The sequence below is a fragment of the Pseudoalteromonas sp. OF7H-1 genome, from assembly GCF_022347825.1.
GTDB classification, from domain to species: domain Bacteria; phylum Pseudomonadota; class Gammaproteobacteria; order Enterobacterales; family Alteromonadaceae; genus Pseudoalteromonas; species Pseudoalteromonas maricaloris.
In genome coordinates this window covers 187,765-202,078 of sequence record NZ_JAKRFX010000001.1, presented here as the reverse complement: position 1 = coordinate 202,078, position 14,314 = coordinate 187,765, and the positions used below count along the sequence as shown (strand labels likewise).

Below are 14,314 nucleotides of genomic sequence, written 5' to 3'. Positions count from 1 at the left end.
ATCATTTTATCCTTATCGAGAGTTTGTAGAGCAGCTAGAACTTTAGCGAATTCCCTGTAATTTGGCAATAAACTGTAATTAATTTTGCCTCACTTCAATAGGATCTGACTCTTTAGGTTTACCCTGTAAAATCGAGATTTCAACACGCCTATTGCGGCGTCTATCAGCATCACTGTCATTGGGAACAAGCGGTCTGGTGTCTGCGTGACCAACCACGACCATTCTGTTCTTATCAAAACCACGAACGCGCTCCATCACAGTCGCAACAGCGACCGCTCTCGTCGCCGATAAATCCCAGTTATTGGAGTAAAGTTCGTTAGTGACTCTAAAATCGTCTGTGTGACCCGAGACAGTAATTTCACCGGGTACATCTTTGAGTAGCTCTGCAATTTCGGCAATCACTGGTTCAAATTTAGGTTGTAAAAACGCACTACCTGCGGGGAAAGAACCATTCTCTTGGATACGAATAATGATTTGCTGCCCTAGAGACTCAAGCTCAATCGCACCATCCATTATTTGCTTTTCTAGCTGCTGCGCAATCTTTTTAACAAGCTCATTAACTTGTTCTTGATCTGCGGATGCGATTGCTTGCGTTGACGCCATTTCTTGAGCTGTACTGGCTGACTCACCACCACGCTTATTGCCCCGCTGCTCTTGCCGACCACCCGCAGACGATTCATCACCAGCCTGAAATTCAAGCATCTGTTGCGTCATTTCTACGGTTTGTTGTTGGATAGTTTCAATTGGTGTTGGTTCTGGCTTACCAGGAGTAAATTCCATCGCGATAACACTGGTACCTTTTGGGATATCCTTTACTTCAATTTTGTTTTGCACACCAAAAGCAAACTTCATCGACCCGGCAATTTGCTTAAACTTCAGCACGTCCATTTCAGAAAATGCCAGTAACAGTACAAAGAAGCACATCAGTAATGACATCAGATCAGCAAATGTCCCCATCCAGGCGGGAAGACCTGGGGGAGGACATTTACATTCATTCTCATCTGACATGGTTATTCCTCAGCCTCAGCGCCACGTTTAGACTCAGGCAAATAATTTTTCAAGATGCCTTCAATGACTTTCGGGTTTTGGCCATCTTGAATACCTAAAATAGCATCTAAGATGAGCCGCTGATTTCGCTCTTCTTCATCTTTACGAAGCTCAAGCTTAACCTGAATTGGGATCGCAACCACGTTAGCTAAGAACGCACCATACAAAGTTGTTAAAAGTGCAACAGCCATGGCAGGCCCGATTGCTTTTGGGTCGTCCATGTTAGACAACATAGCAACTAGGCCGATGAGTGTTCCGATCATACCCATCGCAGGCGCTATATCAGCGAGGGATTTAAATAAACCGGCGCCTAACTGGTGTCTTGAGGACGTTAAAGCAATATCTTTTTGCAGTGTGGCGCGCACAACATCAGCGTCATGGCCATCGACTAACATATCAACGCCTTTACGCATAAATTGGTTGGGAATTTCAGCTTCTTCTAACGCTAAGAAACCACCTTTACGCGCAGAATCAGCAAGCTCAACGGCTTTTTCAATCAGCTCTTCAGGGGTTTCAATCTTAAACATGAAGGCCTTCCCGGCCACTTTACCAATGCCGAAAAATTGTCCAAGCGTAAAGTTAGACAATACGATAAAAATTGAACCACCAAATACGATAACGACGGAAGGCGTGTTATAGAACATAGCGATCTGGCCATCACTACTTAGTACCATCGACATTACAATCAAACCTATGGCACCCAGGATCCCTATTACCGTTGCTAAATCCACATGTCCTCCGGGGGAAGTTATTTGTGATAAATCACGCAGTTATTATTGTTTGAGTTATCGGCAAGTTTCTCTACAACTTAACACTATTATATTAAAAAGTGTTTAAAATGCGAGTTTATAGCAGATCTTGTAATGCCGATACTCCGTCAGATCAAAAAGTCTCTGGTTTTTTTGACCTTGGCGCGCAATCCCCCTAAAATTGCCACACTTTTACTTTACGGGTCAGTGTGACATATGGCGGTAAAAAAACCTGATAACTTGAGCTTTGAAGAGGCCATGCAAGAATTAGAACAAATCGTTGCAGACATGGAAAATGGTAGCTTACCTCTGGATCAAGCACTTAAACAATTTGAGCGTGGGATAAAGCTCGCAAAAGCTTCAAACCAAAAACTTCAGCAAGCTGAGCAGCAGGTCGCTATTTTAATGGGCGAAGATGAGCAAGCGCAATTACAGCCATTTGAAAACGAAGCCTAATGTCAGCAAAATTACAAGAAAAACTCCTGTCTGCTAAGACTCGTGTAGAAACCACCGTTTTACACTATTTTGATAATGTGCTTGATACAGAAGAAAATATCAAAGCCGCAACGCGCTACAGTATAGAAAATGGTGGTAAACGCTTGCGACCATTCTTGGTGTACTGCACTGGTGAATTGTTTGGTGCGGCTCCAGAAGACTTAGACAAGGCCTCTGCAGCAATAGAATGCGTGCATAGCTATTCGTTGGTACACGATGATTTACCCGCGATGGATGATGATGAACTTAGGCGCGGCCGTCCAACCTGCCATATTCAATTCGATGAAGCGACAGCTATCTTAGCTGGCGATGCCTTACAAACTCTGGCGTTTGAGCTGTTAAGTGAGCATCAATTCGCAGTAAGCCACCATGCGCAAATAAAAATGATTTCCGCGCTAGCTAAAGCATCGGGTCTACAAGGCATGGTTGGTGGCCAAGCACTTGATATAGCTGCTACTAATCGTTCAATTTCCATAGACGAACTTGAACGTATTCATAAGCTAAAAACAGGTGCACTGCTAAGCTGTGCTGTAGAGCTTGGGATCTTATGCGGCAACCCAGAGCAAGTTACCGAGCAAGCCTGTAGTGCAATACGCACTTATGGTCGTGCAATAGGCCTTGCATTCCAAGTCAGAGATGACATTCTTGATGTAGAAGGTGACACGGCAGTGCTTGGTAAGCCACAAGGCTCTGACATAGAACATAATAAGTCTACCTACCCTGCACTGTTAGGCTTAGAGCAAGCAAAAGAAAAAGCCGAACAGTTGATAAATGAAGCACTAGATGCGCTTACGAAAATAGATGGTGACACAGAAATACTTGCAGATTTAGCAAAATACATCATAGATCGAGAATATTAAGCTGACGTATAAATTAACTACGCCAAGCTAAGAAAATATTCACAAGTACTTTGTAAATACTGGCTAACATAATATTATGACCAGTTGGTGACGAATTTTAATAATTATGAAGTGAGCTGCGCGGGTAAATACTCAGCAAAGACTCACTAGGACTCTGATAAATACCATGAAACTTGATAGTAGCAAGTATCCTTTACTCGCGTTAATTGACGACCCAAGTCAACTTCGTCAATTACCCCAGCATAAGTTATCTGTGTTAAGTGATGAATTACGAGAGTATTTGCTAAACTCAGTCTCTCAAAGCAGCGGTCACTTAGCTTCAGGTCTTGGCACGGTTGAATTGACCGTTGCATTGCATTACGTCTACAACACACCACAGGATAGATTGGTGTGGGACGTAGGTCATCAGGCTTATCCCCATAAGATCCTAACTGGCCGCCGTGACCAGATGCATACTATTCGCCAGAAAGATGGGCTTCACCCTTTCCCATATCGAGAGGAAAGTGAATACGATACCTTTAGTGTTGGTCACTCAAGCACCTCGATTTCTGCAGCGCTTGCAATGGCTATTGCCGCTGAAAGAGAAGCAATTGGCCGTAAAACTGTTGCTATTATTGGTGATGGCGCAATGACTGCTGGTATGGCGTTTGAAGCCATGAACCACGCGGGGGATGTTAATCCGGACATGCTCGTGATCTTGAACGACAACGAAATGTCTATCTCAGAAAACGTTGGCGCACTTACAAACCATTTCGCTAAGATCCTATCTGGTAGCTTCTATACTAATATTCGTGAAGGCAGTAAAAAGCTGTTAGCTGGTGTACCGCCAGTTAAAGAACTTGCTGGCAGAATGGAAGAACACTTAAAAGGGATGATAATCCCAGGTACTTTCTTTGAAGAGCTTGGCTTTAACTATATTGGCCCAATCGATGGACATGATGTTGGCACCCTAGTTGATACGCTGCGCAATATGCGTAACCTTAAGGGGCCACAGTTATTGCATGTTAAAACGCAAAAAGGGAAAGGTTATAAGCCTGCAGAGGCGGATCCTATTGGCTACCATGGCGTACCAAAGTTTGATCCAACCGTGCACAGCTTACCCAAATCAAAACCCAGCGCACCGACCTTTTCAAAAGTATTTGGTGACTGGCTCTGTGATATGGCCGCACAAGATAATAAGCTGATGGCTATAACACCTGCAATGCGTGAAGGCTCTGGCATGGTGCGTTTCTCTAAAGAGTACCCAGCCCAGTATTTTGACGTTGCAATTGCGGAGCAACATGCTGTTACGCTTGGTGCAGGCTTTGCCTGTGAGGGCTTGAATCCTATTGTTGCTATTTATTCAAGCTTTTTACAACGTGCTTATGACCAATTAATTCATGATGTTGCACTACAAAATCTGCCAGTACTTTTTGCTATTGACCGCGCAGGTGTCGTTGGTGCCGATGGTGAAACGCACCAAGGGGCTTATGATCTAAGCTTTTTGCGCTGCATTCCTAATATGGTGATCATGGCACCAAGCGACCTCAATGAATGTCGTCAAATGCTCTATACTGGTCACCGCCTAGATAAGCCAGCTGCGGTAAGATACCCTAGGGGCAGTGCGGGAAGCACAGAGATTAGTACAGAAATGAGCGAGCTGGAAATTGGTAAGGGCAAGGTAGTAAGAAAAGGTGAAAAGCTGGCTATTTTAAGCTTTGGTACATTGCTTGAAAACGCTCAAGCCGTTGCCGCAGAGCTAAATGCGACACTAGTTGATATGCGCTTTGTAAAACCTTTAGATACCGCACTTATCGAAGAGTTAGTGGTAACTCACGAGCGCTTTGTAACACTTGAGGACAACGCTATTGCTGGTGGTGCAGGTTCAGCTGTGAGCGAATATCTATTAGCCCAAGGCCATCTAAAGCCAATCAAACTACTCGGCCTACCTGATGAGTTTATTAAGCATGGTTCACAAACCGAGATCCATGCCGAACTGGGTTTAAGCAGCGAAGGAATAAGTCAGCAAATTAAGACTTGGCTAAATCCACAGTCTTGACTTTGAGCTGTTCTAAAAAAGGCTTCCATTTGGAAGCCTTTTTTATGCTCTGCCTCTCGTCCTGCAATACGTTGACAGTTTAAGAGCTAGTGATGAGCTTTACCTCATCCACACTCTTACTTCCGCAAGTCCATTGCTTTGCAAAAGTTGTAGCTGAGACTCTATGTTCGCGCTTTGCTCAAATTCGAATGCATCCAATTGATCGTCAAAGATGATTGTCGCAGCACCATCACCGCCACGTTGTTTGACCTGATGTAATGCGATATCAGCTAGGTTCACAGATGATTCCCAACCAATGACCTTACCGCCTAGTAGTGGCAATGGATAATAAGACCACCCCATCGACACCGTCAATTTAGTCGTTTTACCGTTCGGTAAGCGGTAATCCGTTTCAGCAATCGCCTTACATAAGTCGCTGACATACTCTTCGATATAGTCTCTGCTAAAGTCACGTAGTAGTAATAGGAATTCATCACCGCTCCAACGGACAACATAATCAGAACCTTGTGTTCGTGTATTGAGTAACGTCGCTAATTGCTGCAAACAACTATCACCGCCAATTGGACCATAAGAATCATTAATTTTGCTAAAATCATCAATGTTCATGATCATCAATACCAAACTCTTATTTTGAGCCTGTAATGACTGTGCATTGCGCTGATAATGCTCTACATCTTTTGGTAACTGATCAAAGAGGAAGCGACGACTACGTAGCCCCGTCAATTCATCTGAGTGACTTACAAGTTTAAGCTGAGTATTGACTTGATTAAGCTTTTCGTTGGCTTTTCTGAGCTCTGTCGTACGCTCTGCTATCAACGCTTCTAGCGCGGCTTGCTTCCTTCTTTCTTGTGCTCTAAATACCCAGAAAATGAGATAGAACATAAAGATAAACGCACAAGTGATAAACAGCCTAAAGTAAATCGTCTCATCGAAACGGCGCGGTAACGTAATAGATAAGTTAAGCACCTTCGCCTGCTCCCAATCTTGCCCTTGGCGCTTAACTTCTAAAACAAAGGTGAAGTTGCCAGGTGGTAAATTGGTATAAATTGCTTCGCGGCGTGACTGAGCATCACGCCATTGCGTATCGTGCCCTTCTAGCTTGTATCTAAATTCAATGCTATGCGGCGCGTAAAAATCGATTGCAGTATAATTAATGGTTAAATCACGCTCAGATGTATCAAGCTGGATCACTTGATTTAATGATTCTGTACTAAATACTCTATCGTGGGTAGACAATGACTCTAGCCTTGGCAATAAATCCCCACCACCAAAAAGCTGGACATTTTTAGGGATTTCAACAACGCCTTGTAAGCTGGGGTAAAAAATAGCTGACTCGGTTTCAACCACGGCATCATGCCCAAGTCCTGAACAACATTGGCTTGGTCTGCCATCAAGCTGCCTATCGAATGGGCTTATTACTTGTTCAACTTGCAAACTCTCTATAACGTGACCGAATTGCGCAACGGGCATGCGATATACCCCTTTCATTGTGCTCACCCAGATGAGCTGATTGCTCTTGTCATAATGCAGCGAAAATATCGATCCGTAAGGCAATCCATTTGAAGCATCAAGCTGGTACCAATCACCATCTGAGGTACGATAGAATAGCCCATCGTTGAGAGAACCAACTAAAGTCGTCACGGTATCCAAATGCAAAATACTGGTGATATAAGCGGTATCCAATGACGTTTGAGAACCAATTTTTTCGATCCCCTTATCATTGTAACGATAAGCCCCTTTATTTGTACCAATGAAGCCGTATCTAGGGAAGTCTTCAACAAAAGTGACGAATTGGCTACCGAGAAAGGCATTATAGGCGAACGGCGTTATCCCCTTGTAATCAAGACGATACAAGCCCCTGCCAGTACCAAACCACATCCCCCCACGATTTGAAGGGCTGAGAGAAAATACCGGATTTTGCCTGAGCTCACGCTCACTTAACTTTTGCAGTGTGCCATCTTCATAGATAAGCGCGCCACGGTCAGTACCAAGAATGAGCTTTTCACCGATAAATTCTAAGTCGTGTATTACAGAGCGATTTAACTGAGCACTTGTGAGCACGGGTTGATAACTATCATTTAACCCGATAATACCAAGACCTTCTCTGCTAGCTACCCACAATTGGCCATTGGGGCCTTGAGTGATTGCTGAAATAGCTTGATTTGTCCGCTGGCCGATATGATGACGCTCAACCTTACCTGAGTGAGCTAGCCAAAGTCCCTCATTTAAACTAGCGAGCCAGATATTATTATCGTTATCCATAAAAATATCGGCAAACCAGATGCTCTGATCTAGTTGAATGGGCTCAACAGCTTGCCAAATACCATTATTTTGTCGGTATAACAATCGCCCATAAGTGGAAACCCACAGGCCACCTTCTTTATCGTTAAGAAACTTATATACCGCATTGTTACCCACTTCTTGGTAACGACGTAGTACTTCATCTATATCCAGAAAATAGGCGCCCAGCTCTGATGCTAAGAACAACTTACCATCGACCCAAGCTAAGTCATGTATGATGGTTTGCGCTAACTGCTCAGGTAATGACACTTTGCTTGCCAATTCAAGCCGAACCCCATCGCCAGTGCGATTGTTTGATTCGCTGATTTTAAGTAAGTGACGTTCATTTACCAACCAAATGCCATCTGGCACCAGCGCCATTTTAGTCACTGAACCTACAATTTGATTGATTTGGGTAACGTCTAACGTACTTTGTTCGATGTTATTGGCCGCTAACGTCAGCTTTTTCGCAGAAACATAATACAGACCATTCGCAGCAATCCAGATCCCGCCATCTTCATCTTGCAAGATATCCCGTACAGGCCCCTGCAGATCGAAGCGTCGAGCTTCTAAGGTTTGGGGATTGAGTCTTAACAATCCTCGACGCGTGCCAACCCAGAGCATGCCAAATCGATCCACCACCAATTTATTAATGGCATTGCTATTTAAAAATTCGGTATTTTGGGTATTGAAGTTTTGGAATTGATGACCATCAAACCGACTTAAGCCAAACTGAGTTCCGAGCCAAATGTAGCCCTGATTGTCTTGAACAACACTCTTAACGCTTTGTGACGGTAATCCACTTTGGATATTCCACTGTTTAACTACGTAATCATCTATCGCCGCAAAACTCGTAATTGGTAGCAGCAAAGTGAAAATGAAAAACAATAGCCTTGTCATCTCGATTCCATCACATCAGCACAGTTAGACTAAAATGCCAGTTTTAAACAAAGCTTGCACGCAAATCAATGAAAAAATGCCAGCTAATACATCATCTAGCATAATCCCCGAGCCACCGTGCAAACGTTTATCGAGCCATCTTATCGGACCCGGTTTCAAAATATCGAAAAAGCGAAACAAAATAAAGCCAACGATTAATGACTGCCAGCTAAGTGCCGCCCCTATCATGGTAATATAAAAGCCTGCCACTTCATCCCAGACAATGGCTGGATGGTCATGAACATTAACATCGTCCGCTGTTTTACCACACACCCAAATCCCAAATAATGTCATGACAATCGCAACCAGACATTGCAGCCAAATTGGTGCGCCCTGGGTTGCAAAAATAAACGGTAATGCGGCGAAGGTGCCAAAAGTACCAGGTGCTTTTTTCGCTAAACCAAGACCAAACCCGAGTGCAAAGAATTGATGCGGCTTCTTTAAATTAAATACATACTGCTTAGCCAAACCAACTCCTAGCTAAAATGCTCAAAACCAAGCCCTGAGAGCTGGTAAGGTTGACCTTTTTTGAGCAATTGAATTTCGCCATTATTAGCCGTAATTTGGCCAATGCAAACTGGCTCAACACCATATTGCTTCAATCTGGTTTCCACGGCATTTTTGTTATTATCATTGACAGTGAAGAGTAATTCGTAGTCATCACCAAAACCGAGCGCGAGCCTCATGCGTGCATCTTCATCAAGACTTGAGCGCAGCGCATCAGACTGTGGGACTTTATCGGCATTTATCTTAGCGCCAACTAACGAGCTACGTAAAATATGCTTAAGATCCGCGAGTAGACCGTCTGAGATATCGATTGCTGAGGTAGCAAGCCCTCTAAGCACTTGACCAGCTGCAACCCGTGGCGCTGGGTAGTGAAACTTTTCAAGCGCCGCTTTGTAATGTTTTGGCTCAAGCGTCCAGCCCTGCTTTCGCGCTTCAATAGCAAGCCCTGCGTCACCAAGTGGACCTGTTACATAAATCCAATCACCCACTCGCGCTCCTGAGCGCTTGAGTGCTTTACCAGTTGGTACAATACCTTTTGCACATACAGTGATAGTCAATGGACCTTGCGTTGTATCGCCACCTATTACTTGTACGTTATAGTACTCGGCGATTTCATGCATGCCTTCGGTGAAGGCCTCTAACCACTCTAAGTCAGCGTTGGGTATGGTTAAACCAAGTGACACCCAAGTAGGTTCAGCGCCCATAGCAGCTAAGTCGCTAAGGTTTACCGCAATCACACGATGGCCAAGCGCCCGTGGTGGAATATCTTCAAAAAAGTGCACACCCGCAACTAGCGTATCCGTTGTTACCGCAAGCTGATTGCCAGCAGGAACTGAAACTAAGGCGCAGTCATCACCGATCCCAAGCTCTACATCTCGGCGAATAATGCCACGACCTTTAAAATAGTGATTGATTAGCTCAAATTCTTTCATACACAAAAAAGCCGGCCAAGGCCGGCTATTCCTATAGTAAAGCTTATTTGCGAATAAACTTAACCGCTTTGTCCAGTACACCGTTAACGAATTTGTGGCTTTCTTCAGCGCCAAACATTTTCGCTAACTCAATACCTTCGTTGATAGCCACTTTGTATGGCACATCTTCACGGAATTTAAGCTCATAAGCACTAACACGTAACACGGCAAGCTCAACCATATCCAATTCTTCAAGTGGACGAGCTAAATGCGGACGAATTGCTTCGTCTAGCTGCTTTTGGTTAACAACAACACCACGTGCTAAGTCTTTGAAGTATTCTACATCGACTTTCGTTACGTCGTTTTCGATCAGCATTTGCTGTTCGATATCGGCAATTGGGTTACCACTTAGCTGCCAAGAATAAATAGCTTGTAAAGCAAGTACACGTGCTTTGCGTCTAGCTGCTGGTTTCACTGAGATTCCTCTTAAATTTGCTCTAGCACGTTCACCATTTCTAGAGCTCCAAGGGCGGCTTCTCCCCCTTTGTTGCCCATTTTAGTGCCCGCGCGCTCGATAGCTTGCTCAATGCTTTCAGTAGTAAGTACACCAAAAGCAACAGGGATGTCATAATCTAATGAAACGCTAGCTAAGCCTTTGTTAGACTCGTTAGCAACTAAATCGAAGTGTGGCGTACCACCACGAATAATCACACCTAGCGCAATAATCGCGTCGTGCTCTTTTTTCATCGCAACGCGTTTTGCTGCTAGTGGTAGTTCAACCGCTCCCGGTACATATACAACCGTGATGTCTTCATCGCTAACACCACCGGTACGTTTTAATTCATCTACAGCGCCTTCAAGTAAGCTGCTACCGATAAAATCGTTAAAACGTGAAATGACAATGGCAAATTTTTTGCCAGGAGCGTATTTATTACCTTCGATTACTTTCATTAGATGTTCCTAATCTGTATGAGCAATTGCCAAATTGAGGCGCATGATAGCACAGTAATGTGGCAATCGCCTACTATCTGAATATAGGCGATTGCGATCAATTTGGCATTTTGGAATTATTTTGGTTCGACGTATTCAACCACTTCTAAGTGGAAACCAGACAGTGCATGATATTTTTTCGGTAGACTCATTAGGCGCATTTTCTGAATGCCTAAATCAGCCAAAATTTGCGACCCCACACCTACGGTGCGCGAAGTACCTTGGAATTTACGGTAGTTCACCTGTTCACCCGCATCTTCCGCAGCAAATGCCTTAACCAGCGCTTCCATCTCTTCGCTGCGTTCTTGCTTACCAAGAATGACTAATACACCTTCGTTGTCGGCGATGTGCTTCATGGCACTTTGCAGTGTCCAGCTTCTATCCGCGCTGCGATCTGAATGAAGAATATCGTTAAACGTGCTTTGCAGATGCACACGTACTAAATTGGCTTCTTCCGATTTTATCTCGCCTTTTACCATCGCATAGTGAAGTTGATTATCAATGGTGTCTTTGTACGTCACTAGATTAAACTCACCAAACTCAGTAGGCAGTCTACACTCTGCTACTTTTTCGATAGTGGTTTCGTTTAAATTACGATACTCAATTAAATCAGCAATGGTGCCGATTTTAATATCGTGTTCTTTTGCGAATACTTCTAGTTGTGGGCGACGTGCCATAGTGCCGTCTGGATTTAGAATTTCAACAATCACAGATGCAGGTTCCAATCCCGCCAAACGTGCTAAATCACATCCAGCTTCAGTATGGCCTGCACGCGTTAAAACGCCGCCTGGTTGCGCCATGATTGGGAAGATATGACCAGGTTGTACAATATCTTCAGGCACCGCACCTTTGGCAACTGCAGCTTGCACTGTACGAGCACGATCTGCCGCTGAAATCCCCGTCGTTACGCCTTTTGCAGCTTCAATAGACAAAGTAAAGTTGGTAGAGAACTGAGCGCCATTGGTTTTCACCATTAGTGGCAAGTTCAGCTGCTCACAGCGCTCCTGTGTCATGGTCAAACAGATTAACCCGCGACCATATGTTGCCATGAAATTAATTGCATCTGGTGTAATGTGCTCTGCTGCAATGATCAGATCACCTTCATTTTCTCGGTCTTCATCGTCCATCAAAATAACCATTTTACCGGCTTTAATGTCCGCGATGATTTCCTCAGCACTATTTAAACTCATAGTTTTCCCATTTTTACTTTGTCTGTGGCTACTTTATAAAGCCAGCTTTCGCCAATAGACTGGTTGTGAGAGTGGACTCGCTGGCAGCGCTTGGCTCACCCTGAATTAGTCTTTCGAGGTAGCGGGCGATTTGGTCAACCTCTAGGTTTAGTTTTGACCCGACTTGAAAACCTGCAATCGTCGTTTCTTGCGCCGTGTGTGGCACTATGGTCAGTTTAAAGCGATTTTGTTCCACGGCATTGACCGTCAAACTGATACCATCAATGGCAACCGAACCTTTATACGGAATATACTTCATTAGCGATGACGGCGCGGCTAACCAATAGTCAGTCGCTCTGGCATTAGCGGTTATCTCAACCACTTCAGCAATACCATCCACATGGCCTGACACCAAATGACCGCCTAGACGTGAAATCGGCTGCAGTGCCTTTTCAAGATTTACCTTTTGGCCTTGTTGGTACTCGGCAAAACGCGTCAAACTTAAGGTTTCGTTAGAAACATCGGCTTTGAAGCCATCATGAAACTTCTCAGTTACGGTCAGGCAAACCCCGTTAGTGGCAATACTATCACCCAAGTTTACATCGCTCATATCAAGAGATGTCGTGGTCACACGAACAATTAAATCGCCGCCCTTGAGCTGCAATTGAGTTAATGTTCCTGTTGCTTCGATAATACCTGTAAACATTTTACTTCTCTTTAGTCGCGATAAGTTTGAGATCAGGCCCCACTTGGCAAACGTCGCCAAACACTAACTCTGGTATTTGCGACATGGCACTCAGTGGCGTGGTGTTAAACAGCCCTTTTCCAGCGCCAATTATTTTCGGTGCCAAATAGACGATATATTCATCGATTAGCCCTTGTTCATGCATTACCCCCGCAAGGGTGGCACCGGCTTCTAGCCAAACATAATTACAGTGCTTTTCAGCCAGCTTGTTGAGCACGGCTTTTAGGTCGAGCTTACCGTTGATTTCAGGCACGACAATTTGCTCTACGAAATGAGGCCATTGCGCTGAATTATCAATAGTACGGCGAAAAATAATCACCGGAGATGTAATTTTAAATAGCGCAAGATCTGGTGTCAGACGATTTTGTGAGTCAATAATCGCACGTATCGGCTGGCGTAGCTCAGATTGAGGATAATCGGTGTCTTGCAAAAACTCCTCACGAACATTGAGTCTGGCGTTGTCTACCATAACCGTATCCGCTCCGGTCAAGACCACACAGCTCTGCGCGCGGTGGCGCTGTACGTCTAAGCGCGCTTCCGCTGAGGTAATCCACTTGCTCTGGCCATTGTTTAGTGCGGTTTTACCATCAAGAGAAGCGGCAAGCTTACAAGTCACGAATGGCAATCCATGCTCCATTCGCTTCAAGAATCCGGTATTCAGTGCCCTTGCTTGTGGCTCTAACAAACCAAAAGCCGTTGCAATTCCCGCGGCCTCTAACATTGCCAATCCACGCCCTGCAACTTGTGGGTTGGGATCAACCATGGCTGCAACCACTCTGCTGACGCCTGCGTCAATCAGACCTTTAGCACACGGCGGCGTTCTGCCATAGTGACTACACGGCTCAAGCGTTACATAGGCAGTTGCACCAGCGGCTTTAGCTCCAGCTTGCTTAAGCGCATGCACTTCAGCATGGCCTTCACCTGCTTTTAAGTGCGCGCCTTCGCCGACGATTTCACCGTCTTTTACGATCACACAGCCGACGTTTGGATTAGGTGTTGTGGTGTATTTACCGCGCTTTGCAAGCGTGATGGCGCGGCTCATGTAATCATGGTCTTGCGCTGTGAACTGGCTCAATCCCCCAACCTCGCAATTTCTTCACCAAACTCACGAATATCTTCAAAAGAGCGATATACTGAAGCAAATCGCACATAAGCCACTTTATCGAGCTTTTTGAGGGCTTCCATAATACATTCGCCAATCATGTCGCTTGGTACTTCGCGTTCACCCGTACCACGAATTTGAGATTTAATCTGGTGTACTACTTCTTCTATTTGTTCTGTGCTGACTGGGCGCTTTTCCAGCGCTCGGTGCATGCCATTGAGTAGCTTATCTTCATTGAAAGGCTCTCTGGTACCATCTTGCTTTATCACGCGCGGCATTAAGAGCTCTGCGCCCTCGAAGGTAGTAAAGCGTTCGTGGCATAAAATACACTCACGACGGCGACGGACTTGGTGGCCGGAAGCAACCAAACGTGAATCTATCACTTTGGTATCTTTGGCTGTACAGAATGGACAATGCATAGACGCTCTCGTTGACTCAAAAACAAAAAAGGCCGCTTGAATGCGGCCTTAATCATAACAAAA

General features: G+C 44.7%; 14 protein-coding genes. 3 read left to right on the top strand and 11 right to left on the bottom strand.

The window, feature by feature from the left end:
• Nucleotides 1–78 precede the first annotated feature (78 nt).
• Together MHN30_RS00905 and pomA are read right to left on the bottom strand one after the other, a co-directional pair.
• The gene (locus MHN30_RS00905) at nucleotides 79–1,008 is read right to left on the bottom strand and encodes a flagellar motor protein MotB (RefSeq protein ID WP_069022936.1); all 930 of its coding nucleotides are present in this window, start codon (nucleotides 1,006–1,008) and stop codon (nucleotides 79–81) included.
• A 2-nt stretch (nucleotides 1,009–1,010) separates the two neighbouring features.
• Entirely contained in the window at nucleotides 1,011–1,778 is a 768-nt protein-coding gene (gene pomA, locus MHN30_RS00900) for a flagellar motor protein PomA (protein ID WP_069022938.1), read from the bottom strand.
• Between the two features lie 234 nt (nucleotides 1,779–2,012).
• Here pomA and xseB point away from each other — a divergent pair, with 234 nt between their 5' ends.
• The 3 genes from xseB (at nucleotide 2,013) to dxs (ending at nucleotide 5,189) form a co-directional block, all read left to right on the top strand.
• Nucleotides 2,013–2,252, top strand: a complete 240-nt coding sequence (gene xseB / locus MHN30_RS00895; protein ID WP_010372081.1) for an exodeoxyribonuclease VII small subunit — start codon at nucleotides 2,013–2,015, stop codon at nucleotides 2,250–2,252.
• Nucleotides 2,252–3,151, top strand: a complete 900-nt coding sequence (gene ispA, locus MHN30_RS00890; RefSeq protein ID WP_239357050.1) for a (2E,6E)-farnesyl diphosphate synthase — start codon at nucleotides 2,252–2,254, stop codon at nucleotides 3,149–3,151. Before xseB ends, ispA begins: the two co-directional genes overlap by 1 nt.
• Nucleotides 3,152–3,317: 166 nt before the next feature.
• Nucleotides 3,318–5,189: a 1-deoxy-D-xylulose-5-phosphate synthase gene (dxs, locus tag MHN30_RS00885; RefSeq protein WP_045988938.1), complete on the top strand. Its 1,872-nt coding sequence runs from the start codon at nucleotides 3,318–3,320 to the stop codon at nucleotides 5,187–5,189.
• A gap of 99 nt (nucleotides 5,190–5,288) precedes the next feature.
• Here the strand turns inward: dxs and MHN30_RS00880 are convergent, their stop codons facing one another.
• The 9 genes from MHN30_RS00880 to nrdR form a co-directional block, all read right to left on the bottom strand.
• Nucleotides 5,289–8,369, bottom strand: coding sequence for a ligand-binding sensor domain-containing diguanylate cyclase (locus MHN30_RS00880; protein ID WP_239357039.1), 3,081 nt, complete (start codon nucleotides 8,367–8,369; stop codon nucleotides 5,289–5,291).
• A gap of 24 nt (nucleotides 8,370–8,393) precedes the next feature.
• On the bottom strand, nucleotides 8,394–8,876 hold the full coding sequence (locus tag MHN30_RS00875; RefSeq protein WP_010606135.1) for a phosphatidylglycerophosphatase A: 483 nt from the start codon (nucleotides 8,874–8,876) through the stop codon (nucleotides 8,394–8,396).
• An 8-nt stretch (nucleotides 8,877–8,884) separates the two neighbouring features.
• A complete protein-coding gene (thiL, locus tag MHN30_RS00870; protein WP_239357030.1) occupies nucleotides 8,885–9,847 on the bottom strand; it encodes a thiamine-phosphate kinase in 963 nt (320 codons plus the stop codon).
• A gap of 43 nt (nucleotides 9,848–9,890) precedes the next feature.
• The gene (nusB, locus tag MHN30_RS00865; protein ID WP_010372094.1) at nucleotides 9,891–10,301 is read right to left on the bottom strand and encodes a transcription antitermination factor NusB; all 411 of its coding nucleotides are present in this window, start codon (nucleotides 10,299–10,301) and stop codon (nucleotides 9,891–9,893) included.
• 11 nt (nucleotides 10,302–10,312) lie between these two features.
• A complete protein-coding gene (gene ribE, locus MHN30_RS00860; RefSeq protein ID WP_010372096.1) occupies nucleotides 10,313–10,777 on the bottom strand; it encodes a 6,7-dimethyl-8-ribityllumazine synthase in 465 nt (154 codons plus the stop codon).
• A 116-nt stretch (nucleotides 10,778–10,893) separates the two neighbouring features.
• Nucleotides 10,894–12,006, bottom strand: coding sequence for a bifunctional 3,4-dihydroxy-2-butanone-4-phosphate synthase/GTP cyclohydrolase II (gene ribBA / locus MHN30_RS00855; protein WP_069022948.1), 1,113 nt, complete (start codon nucleotides 12,004–12,006; stop codon nucleotides 10,894–10,896).
• 28 nt (nucleotides 12,007–12,034) lie between these two features.
• Nucleotides 12,035–12,691: a riboflavin synthase gene (locus MHN30_RS00850; protein WP_010372102.1), complete on the bottom strand. Its 657-nt coding sequence runs from the start codon at nucleotides 12,689–12,691 to the stop codon at nucleotides 12,035–12,037.
• Between the two features lies 1 nt (nucleotide 12,692).
• Nucleotides 12,693–13,805, bottom strand: a complete 1,113-nt coding sequence (gene ribD, locus MHN30_RS00845; RefSeq protein WP_239357018.1) for a bifunctional diaminohydroxyphosphoribosylaminopyrimidine deaminase/5-amino-6-(5-phosphoribosylamino)uracil reductase RibD — start codon at nucleotides 13,803–13,805, stop codon at nucleotides 12,693–12,695.
• Nucleotides 13,802–14,251: a transcriptional regulator NrdR gene (gene nrdR, locus MHN30_RS00840; protein WP_010372109.1), complete on the bottom strand. Its 450-nt coding sequence runs from the start codon at nucleotides 14,249–14,251 to the stop codon at nucleotides 13,802–13,804. Before nrdR ends, ribD begins: the two co-directional genes overlap by 4 nt.
• Nucleotides 14,252–14,314 lie beyond the last annotated feature (63 nt).